Annotated in this window: 20 protein-coding genes; 5 read left to right on the top strand and 15 right to left on the bottom strand. The window is 59.0% G+C overall.

The genetic code is table 11. The features are described 5' to 3' along the window. Positions 1-112: 112 nt before the first annotated feature. Positions 113-1,075, bottom strand: coding sequence for an HTH-type transcriptional regulator YidZ (gene yidZ / locus G5171_RS08870; protein ID WP_421260060.1), 963 nt, complete (start codon positions 1,073-1,075; stop codon positions 113-115). A gap of 18 nt (positions 1,076-1,093) precedes the next feature. Further along, positions 1,094-2,266: an MFS transporter gene (locus tag G5171_RS08865; RefSeq protein WP_421260059.1), complete on the bottom strand. Its 1,173-nt coding sequence runs from the start codon at positions 2,264-2,266 to the stop codon at positions 1,094-1,096. A 360-nt stretch (positions 2,267-2,626) separates the two neighbouring features. Between G5171_RS08865 and G5171_RS08860 the strand changes: the two genes are divergently transcribed. Genes G5171_RS08860 through G5171_RS08850 form a run of 3 tightly spaced genes read left to right on the top strand, consistent with a single transcriptional unit; the run spans position 2,627 to position 6,553 of the window. Continuing rightward, positions 2,627-3,556 (top strand): AAA family ATPase, encoded by a 930-nt coding sequence (locus G5171_RS08860; protein ID WP_421251308.1) that lies wholly within the window; start codon positions 2,627-2,629, stop codon positions 3,554-3,556. Beyond that, positions 3,556-4,551 carry a DUF58 domain-containing protein gene (locus G5171_RS08855; RefSeq protein ID WP_421251309.1) on the top strand — a complete coding sequence of 332 codons (996 nt, stop codon included), beginning with the start codon at positions 3,556-3,558 and terminating at the stop codon, positions 4,549-4,551. Before G5171_RS08860 ends, G5171_RS08855 begins: the two co-directional genes overlap by 1 nt. Further along, positions 4,538-6,553 (top strand): transglutaminaseTgpA domain-containing protein, encoded by a 2,016-nt coding sequence (locus G5171_RS08850; protein WP_421260058.1) that lies wholly within the window; start codon positions 4,538-4,540, stop codon positions 6,551-6,553. Before G5171_RS08855 ends, G5171_RS08850 begins: the two co-directional genes overlap by 14 nt. Positions 6,554-6,615: 62 nt before the next feature. Here the strand turns inward: G5171_RS08850 and G5171_RS08845 are convergent, their stop codons facing one another. Next, positions 6,616-8,046, bottom strand: a complete 1,431-nt coding sequence (locus G5171_RS08845; protein ID WP_041234090.1) for an alanine/glycine:cation symporter family protein — start codon at positions 8,044-8,046, stop codon at positions 6,616-6,618. A 701-nt stretch (positions 8,047-8,747) separates the two neighbouring features. Here G5171_RS08845 and tal point away from each other — a divergent pair. Continuing rightward, complete coding sequence (gene tal, locus G5171_RS08840; RefSeq protein WP_139443195.1) at positions 8,748-9,698, top strand: transaldolase; 951 nt, start codon at positions 8,748-8,750, stop codon at positions 9,696-9,698. Positions 9,699-9,857: 159 nt separating this feature from the next. Further along, positions 9,858-10,040 carry a DUF3545 family protein gene (locus G5171_RS08835; protein WP_337072520.1) on the top strand — a complete coding sequence of 61 codons (183 nt, stop codon included), beginning with the start codon at positions 9,858-9,860 and terminating at the stop codon, positions 10,038-10,040. 288 nt (positions 10,041-10,328) lie between these two features. Here G5171_RS08835 and accA read toward each other — a convergent pair whose 3' ends face one another. The 12 genes from accA to G5171_RS08775 form a co-directional block, all read right to left on the bottom strand. Next, a complete protein-coding gene (gene accA, locus G5171_RS08830) occupies positions 10,329-11,279 on the bottom strand; it encodes an acetyl-CoA carboxylase carboxyl transferase subunit alpha (protein WP_005343800.1) in 951 nt (316 codons plus the stop codon). Between the two features lie 15 nt (positions 11,280-11,294). After that, positions 11,295-14,774, bottom strand: a complete 3,480-nt coding sequence (gene dnaE, locus G5171_RS08825) for a DNA polymerase III subunit alpha (protein WP_337072519.1) — start codon at positions 14,772-14,774, stop codon at positions 11,295-11,297. A gap of 38 nt (positions 14,775-14,812) precedes the next feature. After that, positions 14,813-15,403: a ribonuclease HII gene (gene rnhB / locus G5171_RS08820; protein WP_227341172.1), complete on the bottom strand. Its 591-nt coding sequence runs from the start codon at positions 15,401-15,403 to the stop codon at positions 14,813-14,815. 119 nt (positions 15,404-15,522) lie between these two features. Further along, the gene (lpxB, locus tag G5171_RS08815; RefSeq protein ID WP_216979322.1) at positions 15,523-16,662 is read right to left on the bottom strand and encodes a lipid-A-disaccharide synthase; all 1,140 of its coding nucleotides are present in this window, start codon (positions 16,660-16,662) and stop codon (positions 15,523-15,525) included. Beyond that, positions 16,655-17,446 carry an acyl-ACP--UDP-N-acetylglucosamine O-acyltransferase gene (gene lpxA, locus G5171_RS08810; protein ID WP_421260069.1) on the bottom strand — a complete coding sequence of 264 codons (792 nt, stop codon included), beginning with the start codon at positions 17,444-17,446 and terminating at the stop codon, positions 16,655-16,657. The genes lpxB and lpxA overlap by 8 nt, the downstream gene beginning before the upstream one ends. Positions 17,447-17,469: 23 nt before the next feature. Next, positions 17,470-17,931 carry a 3-hydroxyacyl-ACP dehydratase FabZ gene (gene fabZ / locus G5171_RS08805; RefSeq protein ID WP_005338559.1) on the bottom strand — a complete coding sequence of 154 codons (462 nt, stop codon included), beginning with the start codon at positions 17,929-17,931 and terminating at the stop codon, positions 17,470-17,472. Positions 17,932-17,955: 24 nt separating this feature from the next. Beyond that, positions 17,956-18,975: a UDP-3-O-(3-hydroxymyristoyl)glucosamine N-acyltransferase gene (lpxD, locus tag G5171_RS08800; protein ID WP_337072518.1), complete on the bottom strand. Its 1,020-nt coding sequence runs from the start codon at positions 18,973-18,975 to the stop codon at positions 17,956-17,958. A 3-nt stretch (positions 18,976-18,978) separates the two neighbouring features. After that, entirely contained in the window at positions 18,979-19,491 is a 513-nt protein-coding gene (locus G5171_RS08795) for an OmpH family outer membrane protein (RefSeq protein WP_005338563.1), read from the bottom strand. A gap of 149 nt (positions 19,492-19,640) precedes the next feature. Next, positions 19,641-22,172 carry an outer membrane protein assembly factor BamA gene (gene bamA / locus G5171_RS08790; protein WP_337072516.1) on the bottom strand — a complete coding sequence of 844 codons (2,532 nt, stop codon included), beginning with the start codon at positions 22,170-22,172 and terminating at the stop codon, positions 19,641-19,643. 34 nt (positions 22,173-22,206) lie between these two features. Then, a complete protein-coding gene (rseP, locus tag G5171_RS08785; RefSeq protein ID WP_005343787.1) occupies positions 22,207-23,559 on the bottom strand; it encodes a sigma E protease regulator RseP in 1,353 nt (450 codons plus the stop codon). Then, the gene (ispC, locus tag G5171_RS08780) at positions 23,559-24,752 is read right to left on the bottom strand and encodes a 1-deoxy-D-xylulose-5-phosphate reductoisomerase (RefSeq protein WP_005343786.1); all 1,194 of its coding nucleotides are present in this window, start codon (positions 24,750-24,752) and stop codon (positions 23,559-23,561) included. The genes rseP and ispC overlap by 1 nt, the downstream gene beginning before the upstream one ends. Continuing rightward, positions 24,752-25,609: a phosphatidate cytidylyltransferase gene (locus G5171_RS08775; RefSeq protein ID WP_041234088.1), complete on the bottom strand. Its 858-nt coding sequence runs from the start codon at positions 25,607-25,609 to the stop codon at positions 24,752-24,754. Before G5171_RS08775 ends, ispC begins: the two co-directional genes overlap by 1 nt. Between the last annotated feature and the right edge of the window lie 27 nt (positions 25,610-25,636).

Raw genomic sequence — 25,636 nt, 5'->3', positions numbered from 1 at the left:
TGAACCCGATCTCGGCACTTAAGTCGTGCAAAAGCCCACTCATCCGGGCGATACGACAACAAAAGCCGGAGCAGATGGCTCCGGCTGATCAATGGGCACCGTCACGCTCACATTAGCGTGGCGATTCGTCATTGTAGAGCCGCCGGATCTCTTTGCGCAGCCACATCACCTTGGCATCCTGATTGTGCCGTTTGTGCCACAGCAGGATGAAGGCGATCTCCAACTGGGCGTAGAGCTTCTCGGGGAGCGGCAGCGGCATGGCGATCAGATTGCCATGATGCCGACTGGCATAACCACCGCAGTAGGAAGGGGTCACCGCAATCAGCTCGTGACTCGACTGGGAGGCAATATGCAGCGCCTGCTCGAAGCTGGAGACCATAATGGGCACCTCCCGCTTCAGCCCCTCGTCCTCCAGCAGACTGTCGAGAGCCCAGGTATCGTTCGCTTCCCACACCATGCTGATCTGGGGGCAGGCCAGAAAGTTCTCCAGCGACCACTTCTGCTCGAGCAATGGGTGATCCTTGCGCAAAAAAACCACCGGGCGATCGGTGAACAGCACCTCGTGATCGATGTAATAAGGCAAGCGGTTGACCTTGGCCTGAGAGCGGCCATGGGTCTCGCGGGCGCAGAAGCCGAGATCTGCATCGCCATTGACGATGTCGTTGAGGGAGTGGTGATCCCACCCCAGCATCCTGACCACCGAGTTGGGGTACTTCTGGTAGATGGTCATGGGCAAATCGCTCAGGAAGCTGATGTAGAAGGGGGACTCCATCACCAGCGTGAAGCGGGCACCGTCTGGGATCGCCTCGCTATTGAGCGAGGTGATGCTGTCGGTTAGCTGGAACCAGACCTTCAGCTCCTCCTCCAGGGTCAGGGAGAGGTTGGTGGGCTGCAACCCCTGCCGTACCCGCACAAACAGGGGATCGTCAAACCACTCCCGCAATTTGGCCAGAGACTTGCTCACCGCCGACGGAGTGACACAGAGCTTTTTGGCCGCCCCTGCCACACTGCGCTCCTGCATCAGGTACTTGAAGACCACCAGCAGGTTCAAATCGAGTTCACCCAGATTGCGCATATCCCCTCTCATCTTCCATCAGCCCTGCGACCGCACTTCACGAAGCGCGAGCCATGGTAACAGCCCTTTGACAGCCAGGTAACTGAGCAGTGCCAGCAGCAGGGCGCAGATCAGCATCTCGGTCGGAGTAAAGCCGAGCCGGCCAAGCAACCAGATATAGAGGCCGGAGAGGCTGATCTGCATGATGCAGAGCACGGCGCTGGCAAATGCCACATTGTGCTGACAACCATCGAGCGCCTCCCCCATCGCCACCCCGAAGCCGCAGGAGAACCCGACACAGACCAGCGCAAATCCCGGCAGCAGCAGATGGATATCGCCCCCCGTCTGCCAGCTGCCGATCAGTGAGCACGCCGCCAGCAGATAGGAGAGATGAGACACCGCCAGCACTTTCTGTTTGCCCAACCAGCGCAACAGCAGCGGCGTCAGGAAGGAGGTGGACATACTCACGCCAGCCATCACCATCATCACGATGGAGTACTGCTCGGTGGTGAAGCCAAACTCCTTCATCAGGATCAGCGGCGAGACGCTGACATAGACCAAAATGGCGGTCACGCTGGCACTGGTCAGCAGGGATAGCAACATAAAGCGCGGGGAGCGCAGCAGGGCAAAGGGCAGCGCAGCACCACTCCCCGGTTGCCGAGCCGGACGGGTCTCCTTGAGCAGCAACAAGTTCACCAGACCGCTGATGGCAGCCACCAGCGCCATCGCCACGAAGATCCCGCGCCAGTCAAAATGGGACAGGATGAGGTAACCGAGCACCGGCGCCAGCACCGGGATCACGCAGATGACCCCGTTAATCATTGAAAGTGCCATCGCCAGCCGCTCCTGACACAGCACGTCCCGCAGCACGGTAAAGGTCATGATATAGAGCGCACCGGCCCCGACTCCCTGCCAGAAACGGCCGAAATAGAACTGGCCAATCCCCTCCGCATTGCCTGCCACCAGCGAGGCGAGGACAAAAATCAGGGTGCCCCCGAGCACCACCCAGCGCCGCCCGTAGCGATCGGCAATCATCCCCCCCAGCAGCACGGTGGCCGCCATACCGAACAGATAAATAGAGAAGGCGGTGTGGATCTGCGCCTCGCTCGCCTGCAGGGCATCGGCAATCTTGGGCACGGCGACCAGATAGAGATCGATCCCGACCGGATAGAGGATGATCATCAGAAAAGTGCACAACAGGAAAACAGGCATGGATACTCCATAACAGATTGACCCGCCTACCCCCGCCAGATGGCAGCAACATAGAGCAAAAGTTGGCGGGGCCAAGGTGGTGACAAAGGTAGCAACGCAGCGCGTCGCAATGGGGGCAACTATATGGGCGCCCACCGCCCTCACCTAGTGAAGAGATGGCGATCGGTACATTCCAATCAGGAAATATCATATTAAGTTGCGTGCCTGAGCGGCCATATTTAATCGACCAGACACAGCAATAAACCGGGTCACCTCCCGCTCATTGCCATCTCATCGCCTCACTTTTACCGCCCACCAGTTATCCGCCTTCGGCTTTGCGGGCGTATAAGCTGTAGGGGCAACGCAATACAGGGAATGTGTATGACGGGTATGAAAAAAGAAGAACAGATTGCCGGGCTGCTGGCGGCACTGGAGCAAGTCATTCTGGGCAAGCCGCTGCAACTGAAAATCGCGCTGGTAACCCTGCTGGCGCGCGGTCATCTGCTGATCGAGGATCTGCCCGGCATGGGCAAGACCACCCTGGCCCACGCGCTGGCGCAGGTGCTGGGGCTGGCATGCAGGCGGTTGCAGTTCACCGCCGATCTGCTCCCCGCCGACCTGCTGGGGTTGCAGATCTTTGACCCCCAGCAGCAAACATTTCGCTTTCACCCCGGCCCCATCTTCACCCAGGTACTGCTGGCGGACGAGATCAACCGTGCCAGCCCCAAGGTGCAGAGCGCCCTGCTGGAGGCGATGGCCGAGGGCAAGGTGAGCATCGAGGGCCACACGCACCCACTCCCCGATCCATTTTTCGTCATCGCCACCCAGAATCCGGCGGATCAGGCGGGCACCTATCCGCTGCCGGAGTCCCAGCTCGACCGCTTCGCCGTGCGACTCTCGCTGGGTTTTCCGCCGCGAGAGGCGGAGCGCCAGTTGCTGCGGGGCAACCAGCCGAGCGGCCCACTACCCGCCATGCTGAATACCGCAGAGCTGGCTGCCCTGCAAGCGGAAGGTGATGCTATCCATGTTTCCGATGCCACCCTCGACTACCTGCTGGCGCTGGTGCACCAGAGCCGCTTTGATGGGGATCTGCCACAGCCCCTCTCCCCCCGTGCAGCCCAGACCTTGCTGGCGGTGAGCCGGGCCTGGGCGCTGGTTGCGGGACGGCGCTTTGTCACGGTGGAGGATGTGCAGGCAGTCTTTCCCTATGTGGCCGAGCATCGGCTGCGGGGCAGCTTTGGCGTGCAACACGGCGAAGCCTGTCCCCTTAGCCAGCGATTGCTGGCCCGGGTCGATCCGGACAATCCCTGATGAGCAAATTGCTAAACCGTTGGCAGCAGTGGCGAGCCCGCTGGCAGCGACGCTGGCTCGACCGCCGCATTCCCCCGGCCCGCCAGATCACGCTGGGTACCCGCAGCCTCTTTATCCTCCCCACCCGCATGGGGCTGCTTTATCTGTTGGTGCTGCTCGCCATCTATCTGCTCGGCACCAACTACCAGAACAATCTGGTACTGCTGCTGGCCTACTGCCTCGGCAGCCTGTTTATGGCCGCCATGTGGCTCACCCACCGCAACCTGCTGGGGCTGGAGCTGCTGGGTGGCCCGCTGGTGCTGGGGGAAGCGGGTAGCCAGCTGCCGATCCGTATCTTGGTGCAGAGCCCTCGCCCGGTGCAGGCGCTCCGGTTTAGCCTCAACGAAGGCACCCTCTGGCTGGCACAGGCCGACGCGGTGCCCAGCACAGTTATCCTACCCGTATCGGGCTCGCGCCGCGGGCCATTGCACCTTGGTCGATTGCGGGTTGAAAGCCGCTACCCTCTCGGCCTGTTTCGCTGCTGGTCCCTGCTGGACTTGCAACTGGAGGGCTGGCTCTCTCCCAAACCAGCATTCGGCGCGCTAAGAGGGGAACATGCGACCCAAAACGAGGGGCATCAGGGCCAACCCGCTCCGGCCACTCTCGGTGACTTTGATACCCTGCGAACACATCAGGCCGGTGAACCACTGAGCCGAGTCGCCTGGAAGCAACTTGCCCAGGGGCGCGGCCTGCTGACCAAACAGTTCCATGAGCCACAGCAGGATGACACTCACCTCACCTTGCTGCGGATCGCGGGTGGGGAGCTGGAGCAGCGGCTGGCAGTGCTGGCCTGGTGGTGCGCAGATTACGGCAAGCGGGGCATCCCCTTTACCCTGACACTGGCAAACCAGACGCTGGGACCCGATAGCGGCGCCGCCTTTGTGCAGCGCTGCCTGCTGGCACTGGCCCAATTCGATGCAACACCACCGAAGAGCGCGCCCGATGCTGCTCGATAACCGCCGCCTGTTACCACTCATCGCCCTGCAACAGCTGCTGCTGGTCGCGGCGCTCTGGCCACAGTTGCAGCTCTGGGTGATGGCAGTAGGCGCCATGACCCTCGGCGTCCGGGCCATGATGCTGTGGCGCGGCTGGCCGCCCCTGCCTGCCCGCTGGTTGGCGCTGCTGGCCATCACAACCGTGGTGTTGCTGGGGTTGCAGTGGCGCACATTGGGCACCCTGCCCGCCCTGATCAATCTGCTCTGGATCGGCTATAGCCTGAAGATGATCGAAGTGCGGCGCGAGCGGGATATCGAGCAGGTGCTACAGCTCGCCTTCTTCCTCATCGCGCTGGCGCTGGTACAACGCCAAAGCATCGGCTGGACGGCCGGAATGACAGTAGCACTCTGGCTGGCAGTAACCGCGCTGGTGGCCGCCGTCGCCCCCGAACAGAAACGGCCTTGGCGCAGTGCGGGTGGTACCCTGCTGCTGGCGCTTCCCCTGCTCATCACTCTGTTTCTGCTGCTGCCAAGGCTCCCGCCCCTCTGGCAGATGCCCACCACCAGCCGCGCCCTGTCGGGGCTCTCGGAAGAGCTGGCCCCCGGCGATATCAGCGAACTGGTCAACTCCTCGGAACTGGCCTTTCGGGTCACCTTTGCCGATGGCCCGCCCCCGGCCCGCGAGCGCTACTTTCCGGTGATGCGCCAAGAAATTTTCGATGGCCAGCGCTGGTTGCTGAGCCCCGAGGTCAGGGCATGGCAGCAGACAGTGCCGGTGCAAACCGGGCTCCCCCTTCTGGCATCCTCTTCTCAGACCAACTCTCAACTGGCAGATAGTCCGTTACCCGCCGGGAGCTACGAGGTGATCGCCGAGCCCCAGCGCCACCGCTGGGCCTTTGCTCTGAGCGAACCGCACCTGCTGGCGGGACCGGTAATGCTCACGCCTCTCAACACCCTCTATCGGCAGGGGAGCGGCGAGATGGCGATACGCTATCGCATTGGCCGCGGCGAAGCACAGATCGAGGATGATAGCCAAGCCGCCCAGCGCAACCTGCAACTGCCAGCCGGGGGCAACCCGAGAGCGCGAGCTCACGGCCAAGGGCTGGCTGTGCGCTATCCAGAACGCGCCAAGCTGGTCGCCGCCCTGCTCGCGCAGTTTCGCAGCCAATCCTATTACTACACTCTGGCCCCGCCACGGCTTGGCCGTGACGGGGTGGATGAGTTCCTGTTCGATACCAAGCGCGGCTTTTGCGGCCACTACGCCATGGCAACCGCTTTCGTACTGCGCGCTGCCGGTATTCCGGCACGGCTGGTCACCGGTTATCTCGGCGGTGAGTGGAATCCAAGGGGCAACTATCTGGCGGTACACCAGTTCGATGCTCATGCCTGGGTGGAGTATCTCGATGAAAGAGGAACATGGCGGCGAATCGACCCCACGGCGGCAGTGGCACCGGAGCGTATTGAAGGCGGCGTGAGGGAAGCGCTGAGCGACGAGTTTACCGCTGCCGACCCCCTCGCTTTGCAGCGTTATCGCAACTGGGCCCTGCTCAATCAGCTGCGCTGGTGGGGCAACAATATCGACTACCAGTGGAGTCGCTGGGTGATTGGTTACGATGCGGGCCAGCTCTGGCAGCAAATCGGTCTGCGCTGGCCTGCACTGGCAGCGCACACTCCCTGGTTGATCCTCGCGAGCCTGATGCTGGTCGCCCTGCTGGTGAGCCTGCCCCTGCTGTTGCCCGCGCGCCTGCCGCCAGCGCGGCGCATCTGGCAGCCCCTGCTCAAACGGGGCAAACGCAGCGGCTACTCACCCCAGCCCGCCGAGAGCATGGGGGCATGGTGCGAGCGACTGGCGCGGCTGCGTCCTGACCTTGCCCATCCTCTGCTAAAGAGTGCGTGGCTCTATCGCCGCTGGCGTTATGCCCCTCTCAGCGACCGACAACAAAGGCGCTGCTGGCGCCAGTTGCGACGGCGTGTCAGACAGCTCGCCCAGCGCTGGGATCAACAGCCAACGAGTGCGCCATAAAAGAAGGGGGAGCCACCGGCTCCCCCTTCAGGTTTTAATCAAGAGGTTTGATTCACCGCTTGTTATTTTTTGGTCGGATTGTCCCAAATTCCCTCTTCCAGCTGGGAGCGGATCTCCGGGTACTTGTTGGCATCAAAGGTGGGCACCTTGCCCAGCTTGAGCTGGTCGTTGTAATCCTTCGCCAGCTTGATGGCGACGCCGGAGAGCAGCAGGATCGCCACCAGGTTGACGATGGCCATCAGTCCCATGGAAACATCCGCCATGGCCCAGACAGTGGGTAACTCGCCCACAGAGCCGAACATCACCATACCCAGCACAAACATCCGGAACAGCATCAGGCCGCCCTTGTGGTTGTGCTCGAGGAACACCAGATTGGTTTCGGCATAGGAGTAGTTGGCCACGATAGAGGTGAAGGCGAAGAAGAAGATGGCTGCCGCGATAAAGATGTTGCCACCGCTGCCAATCTGGGAAGAGAGCGCACGCTGGGTCAGCTCGACACCGGTCACACCGGAGCCCGGCTCAAACTGACCTGACATCAGGATGATGGCGGCGGTACAGCTACAGATTACGATGGTGTCCATAAAGACCCCCAGCATCTGCACATAACCCTGGGAGGCCGGGTGCGGCGGATAGGGAGTGGCTGTCGCCGCGGCGTTGGGCGCAGAGCCCATGCCCGCCTCGTTGGAGAAGAGACCGCGCTTGATACCGTTGATCATCGCCTGGGAGATGGCATAACCCAGCGCACCCGAGCCTGCCTGCTCAATCCCGAAGGCAGACTTGATGATCAGCATGAAGACATGGGGCAACTCGGTGATGTTCATCGCCACGATCACCAGCGCCAGCAGGATGTAGGCCAGCGCCATAAAGGGCACCACCAGCTCGGCAAAACGGGCAATGCCACGAATGCCGCCGAAGATAATCAGGCCGGAGAGTGCCACCAGCGCCAGACCGCTGACCCAGTCAGGAATGCCAAACGCCACCTTCATCGCCAGACTGATGGAGTTGGCCTGCACCGCGTTGAACACCAGACCAAACGCCAGGATCAGGCAGAGCGAGAAGACCACCCCCATCCAGCGCATGCCAAGGCCTTTCTCCATGTAGTAGGCCGGGCCACCACGGTAGTTGCCATCCTCATCCTTGACCTTGTAGAGCTGGGCCAGGGTGCTTTCGACGAAGGCGGTCGCCATGCCGATAAAGGCAATCAGCCACATCCAGAAGATGGCGCCGGGGCCACCCAGATAGATAGCGACAGCCACACCGGCCAGGTTGCCGGTGCCGACTCGGGCGGCAAGGCTGGTACAGAGGGCCTGGAAGGAGGAGATGCCTGCGTTGTCCGATTTACGGCTGTTTTTCAGCACGGAAAACATGTGGCCAAAGTGACGGATCTGGATAAAACCCAGGCGGAAGGTGAAAAAGATACCGACCCCGATGAGCAGGTAGATGAGCACGGCTCCCCACATCAGGTCGTTTAGCATCGCAATCAAGGTGTCCATAATTCTCTCGTTGTTATTCACATCCATGGTCAGTCTGCGCTGACCGTTTTCTGTCTGTCGTTTAATTAGCGTTTCGCTAAAGGGGCGGAATCTAGCACAGCGGGAGAGCCCGGAATAGTGATCCCGGTCACGCGAGACACAAAAAACGAACGGTAAAAGCCCATAAAGCTCCATTTAAATCGCAAACTTTCAACAAACTCAATAATTCAATCAGACAGACCACCATTAAGCCCCATAAGAGAACCATTTTGATATATCCCTGATGAGCTATCCGAAAACGCAAACGCTTGCATGAAATGGCTTTCAGACGGCGACATTTCGCCAAACGTTTTCTCTGTAATTAAATTTCAAGTACGTAGCGAGATAATTTATGTGATCGACGACACAAATATCGATATTGGCTAAAAAAGTTCAGCTGAAAGCAAACCGGAGCGAGGTCGAAGGGAAATGTAAAAAACCTTACTAATCATATAGTTTCACGCCATAAAACGGGATAACTCAACAGCCTGAATGTTTAACAACCAAGCGCCCCTATTGCAGGATGCAGCACATCAGTATTAATTAGGCAGGCAATGACGATGGGCCGCCCCCATCGCGCTTTTCTGAGCCTGAGGCACCAAGATCCTGTAATTTTATTTCAGAACCACCGTCTCAAGCCCGCAACCCAGGGATTACTCCCTCATTAAGAGATGATATTCGCTATGGCCGATAAATTAACCCAGCTGAAAGCCCTGACCACTGTTGTTGCCGACACCGGTGATATCGAAGCCATCAAACGCTATCAGCCCATCGATGCCACCACCAACCCCTCTCTGGTTCTGAAGGCCTCCGAGATCCCCGAGTACGCTCCGCTGATCGAAGACGCCATCAAATGGGCCAAAGCCCAGAGCCAGGACAAGGCACAGCAAATCATCGACGCGGGCGACAAGCTGGCCGTCAACATCGGTCTGGAAGTGCTGAAGATCGTTCCGGGCCGTATCTCTACCGAAGTGGATGCCCGTCTCTCCTTCGATACCGAAGCCAGCATCGCCAAGGCCCGCAAGCTGATCCGTCTCTACAACGAAGCGGGTATCAGCAACGACCGCATTCTGATCAAGCTGGCCTCCACCTGGGAAGGGATCCGTGCCGCCGAGGTACTGGAGAAAGAGGGTATCCAGTGCAACCTGACCCTGCTGTTCTCCTTCGCCCAGGCCCGTGCCTGTGCCGAAGCAGGTGCCTTCCTGATCTCCCCGTTCGTGGGTCGCATCCTCGACTGGTACAAGGCCAAGCACAACCGTGACTACACCGCCAGCGAAGATCCGGGCGTGGTCTCCGTCACCTCCATCTACAACTACTACAAGCAGCACGACTACCCGACCGTGGTGATGGGCGCCAGCTTCCGCAATACTGGCGAGATCCTGGAACTGGCTGGTTGCGACCGCCTGACCATCGGCCCGGCCCTGCTGGAAGAGCTGAGCAAGACCGAAGGGGCCGTGGTACGTAAACTGGACTACACCGGTGAGCGCAAGGCCAAACCGACCCCGATGACCGAGGCCGAATTCCGCTGGGAACTGAACCAGGACGCCATGGCTCACGAGAAGCTGGGCGAAGGTATCCGCATGTTTGCCATCGACCAGGGCAAGCTGGAAACCATGCTGGCAAGCCGCCTGTAATCGATTAATTTTTATGAAAAAAACCGGGCCCCTACCAAGGGGCCCGGTTTTTTTCATGGGCTTTTTTAGCGCTGTCATAGAGTCGTCACGAAAACGTTTTAATTTCAGATTCGTTATGTTATACGGGTGGTGAAAACGATAAAAGCCAAGGAGGGAGCCATGGAAATGTTCAACTTCGATTATGACGAGGTAGTTGAACTCGGTTCACGTAGCCGCGGGACAACGGGAAAAAAACGTAAATGGCGCGAGATCGAAGCGCTGAAAGACAAGCACCGTTTGCAGAAGGAGCTGCAATCCATTGATATCGCCTACGAGGGTCTGACAGACGACATTGATCTGTAAGACTGCCTAATACCTGTAAAAGCGCCCCGTACATCCGGGGCGCTTTTTTATGCCGCAATCGGATGATCACGTGGCTTGTCATGCCATCGCCAGCGATGCCAAAGGATGCTGTAGGCTACTGGCAGCCATCACCAACAGCATGGCATACCAACCATGCACCTCACTCGCGAAGACTGAACTGCGCCATTCCAGGGCGCGTTGGGGCACTCATCTGAATGGCAGATCAACCGCAATAAAAAGCCCCCGTCGATGACGGGGGCCTGGATCTCGGGATTCACGATTGCGAGCTTAGCAGTAGCCGTAGCCCAGCAGACGCTGGTAGCGCTGCTCCAGCAGTTGTTCGGTATCAAGCGGACGCAGAGCGTCCAGATCCTGCTTGATGCGGGCCTTGAGGTTTTTAGCCATCTTTTCCACATCGCGGTGGGCACCGCCGAGCGGCTCTTCGACGATGTTGTCGATGAGTTTCAGCTCTTTCAAACGCTGGGCAGTGATACCCATCGCTTCAGCAGCCACAGAAGCCTTCTCGGCGCTCTTCCACAGGATGGAGGCACACCCTTCCGGCGAGATGACAGAGTAGGTGGAATACTGCAGCATGTTGACGCGGTCACCCACGCCGATAGCCAGCGCACCACCTGAGCCGCCTTCACCGATTACGGTGCAGACCACCGGCACGGTCAGGCCGGCCATGACTTTCAGGTTGCGGGCAATCGCTTCGGACTGGCCACGCTCTTCGGCACCGACGCCGGGGTAAGCGCCCGGGGTGTCGATAAAGGTGATGATCGGCATCTTGAAACGCTCGGCCATCTCCATCAGACGCAGGGCCTTGCGGTACCCTTCCGGACGCGGCATGCCGAAGTTACGCTTGATCTTCTCTTTGGTCTCGCGACCCTTCTGGTGACCAATCACCATCACCGGCTCGCCGTCGAGACGGGCAATACCGCCGACGATAGCCTTGTCATCGGCATAGGCACGATCACCGGCCAGCTCGTCGAAATCGGTGAAGATCTGCTCGATATAATCGAGGGTGTAAGGGCGCTGGGGATGACGCGCCATCTGGGATACCTGCCAGGCCCCCAGATCACCGAAGATCTTCTTGGTCAGCTCTTCGTTTTTCTTCTCCAGCCGGCGGATCTCGTCTTTCAGATCCACGGCGTGATTGCCTTCACTCACATGTTTGAGCTCATCAATCTGCGCCTGCAACTCGGCAATCGGCTGTTCAAAATCCAGAAAAAGACTCATAGGGCCTTAGAACCTCTAATCAAAAACCAACTCGACCCGCTCTCGTCCAAGCAGGACGCGCAAGTCATCTAACAGTTGATCGGTGGGCGTCACCCGCCACTCGGTACCGAGCGTCAATCGCACCCGGGAACCGGGGCGACGATAGTTTACCTGAACCGGACAGACTCCGGCACGGGCGGGCTCCAAAATCTCGCACAAACGCGGAAAAAAGCGATCATCGATACGCTGTTCATCGAGGGAGATGCGGATTGCTCTGGCAAAACGCTCCCTCGCATCATTGATATCCAGTAATTCCCGGGCCGACATTTTAAGGCCACCGGAGAAGTCATCAAAGCTGACCTGTCCAGAAACCACCAAAATGCGGTCTTTTTGCATCAATTCTTCATATTTTTCCAGCGCTTCACTGAACAGGGTCACATCGAGGCGACCGGAACGGTCGTCCAGGGTGAAGATCCCCATTTTGTTGCCACGCTTGGTCACCATGCTGCGGGCGGCAATCACCAGCCCAGCCGCCGTGGTCACGGTATCGCGGGAGGTGGGGTGCAGATCGCACAACCGGCCCGACGTATAACGACGCAGTTCGCCGCTGTACTGGTTGATGGGGTGACCGGTGAGATAGAGCCCGAGGGTCTCGCGCTCCCCTTCCAGCCACACCTTGTCAGGCCAGTGTGGCACGTTGGCAAACGCCTTCTTGACGTCGTCAATCTCTTCGGTCAGCACGCCAAACATGTCGACCTGCCCCACCGCCTGCGCCTTGGCGTGCTGCTCGGCGGCACGCATCGCCTCCTCCAGCGTCGCCATCAAGGCGGCACGGTGTGGGCCGAGCCGGTCCATGGCGCCGGAGAGAATAAGCTTCTCCATCACCCGCTTGTTAAGCTTCTTGATGTCGACCCGGTTGCAGAAGTCGAACAGGTCGCGGAACGGGCCGTCCTGATCCCGGGCGCTCAAGATCGCATCGATGGGGCCTTCACCGACCCCCTTCACCGCCCCGATGCCGTAGACGATATGACCATCTTCGTTGACCGAGAAGCGATAGCGACCGGTGTTCACATCCGGCGGGATCACCGTCAGCCCCATCCGCTGGCACTCGTCCACCAGGGTTACGATCTTGTCGGTGTTGTCCATATCGGCGGTCATCACCGCTGCCATGAACTCGGCCGGGAAGTGGGCCTTGAGCCAGAGGGTCTGGTAGGAGACCAGCGCATAGGCGGCGGAGTGGGATTTGTTGAAGCCGTAGCCGGCAAACTTCTCCACCAGATCGAAGATCTTCATCGCCAGCTCGCCGTCGACGCCATTCTTGATGGCGCCCTCCTCGAAACCGGCCCGCTGCTTGGCCATCTCCTCGGGCTTTTTCTTACCCATCGCCCGGCGCAACATGTCCGCGCCACCCAGCGTATAGCCTGCCAGGGTCTGGGCAATCTGCATCACCTGCTCCTGATAGAGGATGATGCCGTAGGTCGGTTCAAGAATCGGTTTCAGGCTCTCGTGCTGCCACTTCTCGTCCGGATAGGAGATCGCTTCATTACCGTGTTTGCGGTCGATGAAGTTATCCACCATGCCTGACTGGAGCGGGCCCGGTCGGAACAGGGCCACCAGTGCGATCATATCCTCGAAGCAGTCGGGGCGCAGCCGCTTGATGAGATCCTTCATGCCGCGGGATTCCAGCTGGAATACCGCTGTGGTCTCGTAGCGCTGCAGCAGGTCAAACGACTTCTTGTCATCGATGGGGATGGCGGCGATGTCCACCGGCGGCTTGCCCTCTTTGGCAAGACGCGGGTTTATCATGCCGAGCGCCCAGTCGATGATGGTGAGCGTTCGCAGACCGAGGAAGTCGAACTTCACCAGACCGGCGTATTCCACATCGTTCTTGTCGAACTGGGTGACCGGGTGATGGCCTTCGTCATCGCAGTAGAGCGGCGCAAAGTCGGTGATCTTGGTAGGCGCGATCACCACGCCACCGGCGTGTTTACCAGCGTTGCGCACCACCCCTTCAAGGCGGCGGGCCATGTCGATGAGGTCTTTGACCTCCTCATCCTGCTCGTAAAGCTCGGGTAGCTTGGGCTCGGCCTCGAACGCCTTGGCCAGCGTCATCCCCGGATCCGGCGGGATCAGCTTGGAGATGCGATCGACAAAGCCGTAAGCGTGGCCCAGCACCCGGCCAACGTCTCGCACCACCGCCTTGGCCGCCATGCTGCCGAAGGTGATGATCTGGGAGACCGCATCCCGGCCATACATCTCGGAGACGTGCTCGATCACTTCATCCCGTCGGTCCATGCAGAAGTCGACGTCGAAGTCGGGCATTGATACCCGCTCCGGGTTCAGGAAACGTTCGAACAGCAGGTCAAATTCCAGCGGATCGAGGTCGGTGATCTTGAGGGCGTACGCCACCAGAGAGCCCGCCCCCGAGCCCCGGCCCGGACCAACGGGAATGCCGTTGTCCTTGGACCACTGGATAAACTCCATCACGATGAGGAAGTAACCCGGGAAGCCCATCTGGTTGATCACTTTCAGCTCGATGTCGAGACGCTCGTCATACTCGGGACGACGCTCGGCCCGCACTGCCGGATCCGGGAACAGGAACTCGAGACGCTCCTCCAGACCCTCTTTCGACTTGGCCACCAGAAAATCTTCGGTAGTCATGTCGCCGGTCGGGAAGTTGGGCAGGAAGTATTCGCCGAGACGCACCGTCACGTTGCAGCGCTTGGCGATCTCCACCGTGTTTTCCAGCGCTTCGGGGATATCGGCAAACAGCTCCGCCATCTCCTCCTGACTGCGCAGGTACTGCTGGGGGCTGTAGCGACGGGGACGGCGTTTGTCCATCAGGGTATAGCCATCGTGGATGGCCACCCGGATCTCGTGGGCGTCGAAGTCATCGGCGTTAAGGAACACCACCTCGTTGGTGGCGACCACTGGCAGCTCGAACTCGGTAGCAATGGCCACTGCCATGTGCAGATAGACCTCTTCGTCGGGTCGACCGGTACGCAGCAGCTCGAGGTAGTAGGCATCGGGGAAATGGGTCTGGTAGAAGGCGAGGCACTGCTCGGTCATCTGCCGGTTACCCTTGAGCAGGAACTTGCCCACATCCCCTTCACGACCGCCGGAGAGGACGATCACCCCCTTGGCATGCTCGGCGAGCCAGCTTTTGTCGATAACCGGGCGCCCCTGCACGTGGCCGCGCTGGTAGCCGCGAGAGATAAGCAGGGTGATGTTCTGGTAGCCGTCGTTGTCCATAGCGAGCAGAGTGAGGCGGAACTGCTCGTCGCCAAGCTCGTCGCTCTGCACCCAGAAGTCGGCACCGACGATGGGTTTGATCCCCTTGCCGTGGGCAGCACCATAGAAGCGCACCAGACCGCACATGTTCATCTGATCGGTCAGCGCCAACGCCGGCATGTTGTTGGCCGCTGCAGCCCCGACGATGGGGTTGATCTTCTGCAGGCCATCGACCATGGAGAAGTCGGAGTGGACTCGCAGGTGGATAAAACGGGGTTCAGCCATCGTCATCTCCTCTCGCTGCTCAAACTAAATGGCATGGTCTACTCGATCCCCAGTGCGCGGCGCACCGGTTTGAAGCTCTTGCGATATTCGGGCAGCGGGCCACGCTCGGCCAGAATGGCGAGGTGCTCAGCAGTCGGATACCCCTTGTGGCGGGCAAAACCATACTCGGGATGACGGCTGTCCAGCTCGGTCATCTCCGCATCGCGGGTTACCTTGGCAAGGATCGAAGCGGCACTGATGGCGGCCACCAGGCTATCACCCTTGACCACGGCGCGCGATTCCATCGGCAATGCCGGGCAGCGGTTGCCATCGATAAAGACCAGCTCGGGCGTCACCTTCAGCCCTGCTACGGCGCGCTGCATCGCCAGCATGGTGGCATGCAGGATGTTGAGCTCGTCGATCTCTTCCGGAGTGGCGCGACCGATAGCCCAAGCGAGCGCTTTCTCTTTGATCTCGTCAAATAGCGCCAGCCGTTTCTTCTCGGAGAGCTTCTTGGAGTCAGCCAGTCCGACAATCGGGTTGGCGGGATCGAGAATGACCGCGGCGGTGACCACGTCACCCACCAGCGGGCCGCGACCCACTTCATCCACACCGGCAACCAGCTTGTCGTCAGGAATATCGATCATCATCTTGTAGCCTTGAATCAAAACAGGCCCCGTGGGGCCTGACAGGGGTCGACTGGCGCGACATCACCACTCGGAAAACGGATTAACGGGTAGCGCGGCGCAATCGACGGTCCGAAATAGCGTTATCTGCCGAGCAGATCCACCACCGCGTCGGCGGCCTGCGAGTCGGCATTACAGCGGATCAGCTGGTGCAGCTCGGTGAAGGTGTTGACCAGCACACTGTTGTCGTGCTCGAAGTACTTGCTCACCTCTTCCACCAGATTCTCCGGGGTGCACTCGTGCTGGATCAGTTCCGGCACCAGCATGCGACCCGCAAGCAGGTTGGGCAGAGAGACAAATTCAGTCTTCACCAGTCGCTGTGCCAGCCAGTAGCTGAAGGGCTTGAGCTTGTAGCCCACCACCATCGGCTTTTTCACCAGCATGGCTTCGAGCGCCGCGGTGCCAGAGGCCAGCATCACCACGTCGGCAGCGATCATCGCCTCGCGCCCCTGCCCTTCCAGCAGCACCATCTCGAGATCCGGCGCCAGCTCGGCCTTGATGGCCATGAATTGCTCGCGCCGTTTCTGGTTGACCAGCGGCACGATGAAACCGAGATCCGGATAGCGCACCGTCAGGTGCTTGCAGGCCTCGAGAAACAGGGGGGACATAAAGCCCACTTCTGCGGTGCGGCTGCCCGGCAGCACCGCCAGCCAGCGGCGATTGGCATCGATACCGAGATTGCGACGCACGGCGGCCTGATCCGGCACCAATGGAATATCGTCCGCCATGGTATGACCGACAAAACGGCAAGGGGCGTCGAAGCGGTCGTAGAAGGCTTTCTCGAAGGGCAGGAAGGCGAGCACCATGTCGGTAGCGGCCTTGATCTTGTGAATGCGGTTCTGGCGCCAGGCCCACACCGAGGGGCTGACATAGTGAACCGTCTTGATACCGGCGCGGCGCAGTTTCAGCTCCACTCCGATATTGAAATCCGGTGCATCCACGCCGATGAAGATATCGGGCGGATTGGCAATAAAGTGACGCAGCAGTTCGCGACGGACCTTGAGAATACGCGGCAGACGGCCAAGCACCTCGGTGATCCCCATGACGGAGAGCTCTTCCATCTCGAACAGCGCCTTGACGCCCAGCGCCTGCATGCGCGGCCCGGCGATCCCTTCAAACTGCGCGTCCGGGTAGCGGGCTTGCAGCTCGCGCACCAGACCGGCAGCCAGAATGTCGCCGGAGACTTCTCCGGCGACGATACCGATACGAACCGGATCAGGCACGGATGATCCCGCGCTCGTTGTCTTTGAGGAAGTCCACATAGAGCTGGACGGCCGGTTCGGCTTGCGCCATATCGATCAGCACCGGCAGCACCTCTTCGATGGTCTTGCCAGAGCGGAAGATCTCTTTGTAGGCGCGCTTGACAACAGAGATAGCCTCGGCGCTGAAACCACGGCGACGCAGCCCTTCGGAGTTGACCCCGAACGGCTTGGCGTAGTTGCCTGCGGCCATCACATAAGGCGGCACGTCCTTGTTGAGGGCGGCGCAGCCACCGACGAAGGCGTGGGAACCGACGCGGCCGAACTGGTGAATGGCGGAGAGCCCCCCAAAGATCACGAAGTCACCGATCACCACGTGACCCGCCAGGGTAGCGTTGTTGGCGAAGATGCAGTTGTCACCGATGATGCAGTCGTGGGCAACGTGGACGTTGACCATGAACAGGTTGCCGCTGCCCACCTTGGTCAGGGATTGATCCTGAATGGTGCCACGGTGGAAGGTGCAGTTCTCGCGAATGACGTTGTTGTCGCCAATTTCGAGGAAGGTGCGCTCACCGGCGTACTTCTTGTCCTGACAATCCTCACCGATGGAGGTGTGCTGGAAGATCTTGTTGCCACGACCAATCTTGGTCGGGCCCTTGATCACCACATGGGAACCTACCCAGGTGTTATCACCGATTTCCACCTCGGCGCCGATGACAGAAAAGGGGCCGATTTCAACCCCTTTACCGATCACGGCAGACTCATGGACGATGGCAGTATCGTGAATGATGGCAGTATCGTGAATGATGGCAGTCTGGTCGATCACGTGTGTTAAACCTCGCGTTTGGCGCACATCAGCTCGGCAGTACAGACCACTTCACCGTCGACGGTAGCGACTCCGGTGAATTTGGCAATACCGCGACGCTCTTTCAGGAACTCCACGTCGAGCACCAGCTGGTCACCGGGGCCGACTGGACGCTTGAAGCGAGCATTGTCGATTGAGGCAAAATAGTAGAGTTCGTTGGGAGACGGCTTGCCCACCATGGTAAAGGCCAGGATACCGGTGGCCTGTGCCATCGCTTCCAGGATCAGCACACCCGGGAACACCGGCTTGGCCGGGAAGTGCCCCTGGAAGATCGGCTCGTTGAACGAGACGTTCTTGATGGCACGCAGGGTTTTGCGCTCATCGCTGATCTCGTAGTCGTCTACACGATCCACCATCAGAAACGGATAACGGTGGGGCAGCAGATCCATGATTTCCTGGATACCCAGGCTCTTCTTTTCAGTAGTCAAAACAGTACCCTATACCAATCGTGATTATTCTTGATCCAGCTTCTTCTCAAGCTTGCTTAACCGCTTGTGCATCTCTTCGATACGCATCACCCGGGCGGCGGTCTTGCGCCACTCTTTATTGGTTTGCAGAGGGATGCCGGAAGAGTAGACACCGGGCTCGGTAATGGGTCGCATCACCATGGCCATACCGGTGACGGTGGCCTGGTCGCAGATCTCCATATGCCCGTTAAAGACGGAAGCGCCGCCAATGATACAGTATTTGCCGACCTTGAGACTACCAGCCATCACGGTGGAGCCCGCCACGGCGGTGCCGTAGCCGATCTCAACGTTGTGGGCGATCTGGCACTGGTTGTCGATGATGACGTTGTCAGCGATGCGGGTATCTTCCAGCGCACCGCGGTCAATGGTGGTACAGGCACCGATCTCGACCCGGTTGCCAATGGTCACGCCGCCGAGCTGGGGGATCTTGATCCACTCGCCACGTTCATTGGCATAACCGAAACCATCGGCCCCGATCACTGTGCCGGATTGAACCAGACAGTCGGTGCCCATGGTAACATTGTGATAGAGGGTGACGTTGGCCCACAGCCGGGAGCGCGCTCCCAGCTGGGTATTTTTGCCAACAAAACAGCCCGGGCCAATGCGTACATCATCACCCAGCACGACACCGGATTCGATCACCGCATTGGCGCCGATGGCCACTCTCTCGCCCAGTTGCACGTCAGCCGCGATGACGGCACTCGGATGGATATCCATGGCCGGCTGCGGGGTGGTGTCCAGCAGTTGGGCTACCCGGGCAAAACCCACGTAGGGATCCTTGAGCACCAGCGCATTGGTGGGACAGAAAGGGAGATCCGCCTCTGTGATGAGCACGGCAGTCGCCTTGCTCTGCTCCAGATAAGAGCGGTACTTCTTGTTGGACAGGAAGGTAATCTCACCCTCCCCGGCCTTTTCCAGTGTCGCTACCTTGCGGATTTCCAGGGTTCCGTCGCCATGGACCTGGGCCCCCAGTTGCTGGGCCAGCTGTGCGAGAGTGAATGCCATCAATTAGTTGCTCTTGCTTACCTGAGAAATAACCTGGCCGGAGATGTCCAGCTTGCTGGCGGCATACGGGGCGGCATTGCGCTCCAGCACCAGATCGTAACCATTGCTCTTGGCGATGGAATCGATGGCAGCCTGCACTTTGGTCAGGATCTTGTTGCGTTCTTCGGACTGACGGCGGCCGTTGTCCTGCTCAAAGGCTTGACGCTTCTGATTGAACTCCATCTGCAGCTTGGCCAGTTTCTCCTGGTTCTGCTTCTTCTGCTCGGCGCTCATGAAGGCTTCATCCTTACGGAACTTCTCGACCAGCTTCTGGCCTTCCTGTTCCAGCTTCTGCAGCTCACGCATGCGCGGCTCGAATTCGCCTTTCAGCTTGGCTGCAACGGCTTCACGCTGGGGCAGCTTTTGGAAGACTTCGCCCATATCAACCACGGCGATCTTGGTCTCAGCGAAGGCAGAACCCATGCCGGCAGCCATCAGTGCAAAGCTCAAACCAGCTACTTTCAACGCTTTATTCACACTTACTCCTTGTTCCCTCATGGCGAGGGCTACCTGATTTACCCGATTATGCAAGCGGCATTGACACCGTCTTGTTACCTGGTGAGGCACGCATACCGCGCGTCCCATCATTGAAGACCCCCACCGCATGGGTGGGGGCGATATTCTGCTTAGAAAGTACGACCGATGTTGAAGGAGAAGACTTCGGTACGATCCCCTTCGTATTTCTTGATTGGCTTGGCCAGGGCGAACACCAGCGGTCCCATCGGTGAGAGCCACTGCAAGGAGACACCTGCAGAGACACGGATATTACCCGGATTGGAGTAGTCCTGACTCAAATAGTTGCAATCCGAACCGGCAGCACAGGGGTAGGCACCATTGGCAAAATCGGTGCTCCAGACGGTACCCGCATCAACAAATGCCGTGGTCCGGATCTGCGGACGATAGGTCTCGGAGACGAACGGGGTCGGGAAGACCAGTTCGAACGAGGCCACCGCCAGTGCGTTACCACCCACCGAGGTGTCGGAACCTTCGTAATAACCGGTCTCGCATGGCTGATTGCCGGTACAGCTGCCAGAGCCCGGCTTGTTGTAAGTTTTGTAGATGGCCTTGGGACCAATGGTATTGCTCTTGAAGCCACGTACCGTATCGAAACCACCGGCATAGTAGTTCTCGAAAAACGGCAGCATGCTGTCATCACCATAACCATTGCCGTAGGAGACCCGCCCCTTGCCGATCACTACCCAGCTGTGATCTGCATCAAGCGGGAAGTAGTGGGCATCTTCGGCGGAGAGCTTGTAGTACTGCAACTCCATGCCCGGCACGGTCACCTTGGCGTTGATACGCTGACGATCACCAGAGGTCGGGAACATCCCCTTGTTCAGGGTGGAACGGGTCCAGCCTGCAGTCATATCGACGGTGACGAAGTCGAGGTTGGAGCCGTCCTGGGAGTAAATATTCCAGAACTGATCCATCTGCACCGACTGGCGATTATCGTTCCACTGATCCCAGCAGTAGGTGTTGCCATTGGTATCCGGGTTGTCTTTCAGACACTCCTGATAGTTCTGGGCATTGAACGACGGGCGGCTCAGTTTGGTACTCTCGATACCGGTACTGAAGTCAAGTCGATTGAACTCGTTGACCGGGAAGCCACTGGAGAGACGGAAACCGATGGTTTCGTTCTCGTAATCGACAATATCGGCGTCATCGGCACGGAACTGGTTGTAGTAGAGTCGCCCACCCAGGCTAACGCCGTCCACAGTGAAGTAGGGATCGTTGTAGCTCAGATCAACGTTCTTGGAGTAGTCGTTGGTACTGGCGTTGATGGAGACCGTCTTCCCGGTCCCCATAAAGTTATTCTGAGAGATCCCCGCCTGCAGGCTTAGACCCGATTCGGTACCGTAACCGATACCGGCGTTGATGGAACCTGCAGGCTGCTCCTTGACCTTGAAGTCGAGATCAACCAGGTCATCGTTGCCCGGCACCCGCTTGGTGTCCACTTCGACGCTCTCGAAGTAGCCAAGGCGATTGAGGCGGCTCTTGGACTGTTCGATGTTGTCGGAGGAGAGCCAGGTGCCCTCCATCTGGCGCATCTCGCGACGCAGCACCTGATCCTCAGTGGTGGCGTTACCGCTGAAGTTGATGTTGCGCACATAGACACGGGGGCCAGGCTCTACGTTGACGATCAGCTCAACTTCCTTGGTCTTGTCATTGACCTGCGGGAAGGTGACCACTTTCGGATAGGCGTAGCCGTAACGACCAAGGAACTTGGAGAGCACTTCTTCGGTGTGAGTCACCTGGCTGGCGGAGTAGGTGCTGCCAGCAGCGATCGGGATCAACCCCTTCATCTCGCCACCGCGATCAATCAGGTCGCCCTTGAGCTGGACACCGGAGACCTTGTACTGATCCCCTTCCTTGATGTTGAGGGTGACATAGACTCCCTTCTTGTCCGGGGTCATGGAGACCTGGGTGGACTCCTGCTGGAAGCGGATGTAGCCGCGATCCATGTAGTAGGAGCGCAGCGTTTCGATATCACCGGCCAGCTTCTGCTTCTGGTAACGCTGATCGGCGGTGAAGTTCCACCAGGGTACTTCGTCACGGAGGGAGAGTTGGGCCAGCAGCTTCTCTTCCGGGAAGACGCTATTGCCGACGATGTTGATCTGCTGGATTTTTGCAGCCTGACCTTCGACAAAGGTAAACTTCAGATCAACCCGGTTGCGCGGCAACGGGGTGACAATGGCCTTGACCTTGGCAGAGTATTTACCCACGCCATAGTAGAAATCTTCCAACCCCTTTTCGAGGGAGGTCAGTACGGTGCGATCCAGCGGGTCGCCGACACGGATACCGGAAGACTCCAGACTCTGGGTCAGTTGTTCTTCCTTGATATCCTTGTTGCCAGAAAATTCGATGCTGGAGATGGTCGGACGCTCCTTGACCATCACCTGCAGCACCTGGCCGTCACGGTAAACCTTCACATCCTCAAAGTTGCCCGAGGCGTAAAGCTTCTTGATGGCACTGGCCAGCGCCACGGAGTCGACAGTATCACCGACCCGGATCGGCAGGTTCAACAGTGCGGCCCCCAGGGTCACCCGTTGCAAACCGTCGACCTGGATATCTTGCACCACAAAAGAGGCAGGGGCCGCCTGGGCCAGGAAACTGGCACCCAGCAGGCAACTCAACACCAATGCTTTTTTAACAGCCATTTTGTTCTTATGTGTCCTTGTTGATGCTCTGGCCTCAGAGGCGAGCGAAATCGTTAAACAGCGCAATGCCCATCAATAACATCAGAATGGCGGCACCGATCCTGAAACCCACTTCCTGTATTTTCTCTGAGACCGGCTTGCCGGTGACTGCTTCGATAAGGAAATAGACCAGATGGCCACCGTCCAGCACCGGTAGGGGAAACAAATTGATGATCCCCAGGTTGACGCTGATCAGCGCCAGAAAACTCAAGAAATAGACCAGACCATAGTCGGCACTGCTACCAGCACCCTTGGCTATCGAGATAGGGCCGCTCAGGTTGTCTAGCGACACTATGCCAGCTACCAGCTTGCCGATCATGTCAAAGGTGAGCGTGATCAGGCTCCAGGTCTTGTCGGCCCCCTGCCACAGCGCTTGCAAAGGCCCATACTGTAACAGAATTCGATATTCATCCGGTAATGGAACCAGTTGCGGCGAGAGACCGACGAATCCAACCAGCTTACCCTGCACCTTGCGACTATCCGGGGTCAGAGTCACGTTGAGATCACTGTTGTTGCGCTCAACCACCACTTGCAGAGGTTCGCCCGGTGCCTGCTGCACCAGCTCGACAAACTGGGTCCAGGCGGTGATTGGCTGATCGCCGACCTGTTTGATACGGTCACCAACCTGCAGCCCCGCCTTTTCACTGGCACTCTTGGCCACCACGGCAGCCACGACTGGCAGCACTTTACCACTCAGGGGAACGATCCCCAGACTCCCGATGGGCGACTCTTTATCCGGATCGAAGGTCCAGCCGGTCAGCGACAAGGTTTTGTCAGTGGCATAGCTGGTATTGGGCGCTTGCACCTTGAGGGTGACTGCATCGTCACCCAAATGGCTGATAAGGGCGTAGGTGACGCTCTCCCAGTCACCAGTCTGTTCATCGCCGACCCCGACAATCTCCATCCCGGGCAGCACACCCGCCTCGGCCACGATGGATGCCGGACGCACTTCACCTATCACCGGCTTGACGCTTGGCACCCCGATGATAAACATCAACCAGAGGGCAACCAGAGCAAACACGAAGTTGGCCATGGGACCGGCAGCCACGATTGCCATCCGCGCCCAGACACTCTTGTGATTGAAAGCGTACTGCTCGTCACCGGGCTTGAGCTCGTCCACCCGGCCGTCCAGCATCTTGACGTAACCGCCGAGGGGGATCAGGGCCAGCACGTACTCGGTGCCATCCTTGCCCATCCGGCGCCAGATGGCCTTGCCAAAACCGATGGAGAAACGCTCAACCTTGACGCCACAACGACGGGCCACCCAGAAGTGGCCAAACTCGTGCACTGCGACCAGCAGGCCCAGCGCAACGACAAAGGCGCCGATATTCCACAACACACCACCCATCAGCCAAGCTCCTCAATCAAAGTGTGAGCACGGGCTCTTGCCGCACCGTCCAGGGCAAACAGATCATCGAGCGAGCCGACGGCGCTGCTCTCCAGCGCCAGCATCACAGCCTCGTTGATCCGGGCAATATCCATAAAGCCGATGCGCCCGGCCAGGAAGGCGGCAACCGCCTCCTCGTTGGCTGCATTGAGCGCAGTGGTCGCCGCTTGTCCCTTCTGGCAGGCATTGATGGCCAGCGCCAGACAGGGGTAGCGTTCGTAATCAGGCCGGATAAAGCTGAACTCTCCGACACTGAAGAAATCCAAAGGTTCCACACTGGAGGGGATGCGATTGGGATAAGCCAGCGCATGAGCGATGGGGGTACACATATCCGGATTGCCAAGCTGGGCCAGCACGGAGCCATCCTTATACTGCACCATGGAGTGGATCACAGACTGCGGGTGGATCACCACCTGGATCTGCTCGGGGGCCGCATTGAACAACCAGCGCGCCTCGATGTACTCCAGACCCTTATTGATCATGGTGGCGGAGTCGACCGAAATCTTGGCCCCCATCGACCAGTTGGGATGCGCGATGGCTTGCGCCGGCGTCACCTTGGCCAGCTCGCTGATCTCGGTGTAACGGAACGGGCCGCCGGAACCGGTAAGCAAAATCTTGCTGATCCCTGCCGCCGCCAGATCGCAAAAGCCGGGCTGACGCTGCACAGCGGTCGGCAAACACTGGAAGATGGCATTGTGCTCGCTGTCGATGGGCAGCAGCTCGGCGCCATGCTCGCGCACGGCCTCCATGAAGAAAGCACCGGACATTACCAGCGCCTCCTTGTTGGCCAACAGAATGCGCTTGCCGGCGCGCACCGCAGCCATGGTCGGGGCCAGGCCTGCCGCACCAACGATGGCTGCCATCACGCTATGGGCATCGGGATGAGCGGCTACTTCGCACAGTGCTTGAGCACCACAAAGCACTCGGGTGGCACTGCCGTGCGCTTTCAGGCGGACAGTCAGTTCACGGGCGGCATCCTCATCGACCATCACGGCAAAACGGGGAGAGAATTCGAGGCTGTCCCGCAACATGGCATTCACGTTGCGGGCAGCGGTCAACGCCAGCACTTGCCAACTGCCCGGATTGTGGCGCAGCACCTTCAGGGTACTCTGACCGATGGAGCCGGAAGCCCCCAGAATAACCAGGTTGCGCATCAAAACTCCTGACTGAGTAGCAGATAACTGAGGAGAAACACTGGCAGAGCAGCAGTCAGACTATCAATCCGATCTAGCACCCCACCATGACCTGGCAGCAGGGTGCCGGAGTCCTTGATTCCCGCTTCACGCTTGAACATGCTTTCGGTCAGATCGCCGAGTACCGAAGCAAGCACCGCCAGCAAGGAGCAGAACAGCACGATAACCATCTTGGCAGGAACAAACCCCATCCACCAGGTGACGCCGATGGCCAGCAGGCTGGCGGTAAAGAGCCCACCGCACATCCCTTCAATGGTTTTGCCCGGACTGACGGCCGGTGCCAGCTTGTGTTTACCAAACGCCCTGCCAAAAAAATACGCGCCAGAATCTGCCGCCCAGACCAGCCCCATGACGAAGAGCAGGATCCAGGCTCCCATCATGGGGTCATGGTAAAAGTTGTAACCACGAATGGCGACCAGCGACCAGAAGAAGGGAACCAGGGTCACCAGACCAAACAGGGACTTGAGCCAGATTGACTCCTTCCACAGCTTGGCGCTCTGGGGATAGCGCAGCACCAGCAGCAGACCCAGCAGCCACCAGCTTACCGCGGTCCAGAGCACGCCCATCACCAGCGGATGCAGATGGGGAGTCCAGAGCTGCTCCACCGGCAACCAGAACAGGCTTGCCCCGAGCAACAGGCAGAATACGATGGGTAACCATTGTTGCGGGGCGGCAGAGACAAAGCCGCTCCATTCACGGCTGGCCAGCAAAAAGACCAGCGCAGCCAACAGGGCAAAAAACTTCAATGGCAGAAAGAAAAGCGCCCCCAATACCAGGGGGATCAACATCAAAGCAGTAATAATTCGTTGTTTTAGCAAAAGAAACCTCTCTCTTGGGAGCGGGGT

The sequence above is a fragment of the Aeromonas sp. 600774 genome (genome assembly GCF_049175075.1).
GTDB classification, from domain to species: Bacteria; Pseudomonadota; Gammaproteobacteria; order Enterobacterales; family Aeromonadaceae; genus Aeromonas; species Aeromonas veronii_A.
This window is presented reverse-complemented; position numbering and strand designations above follow the sequence as displayed.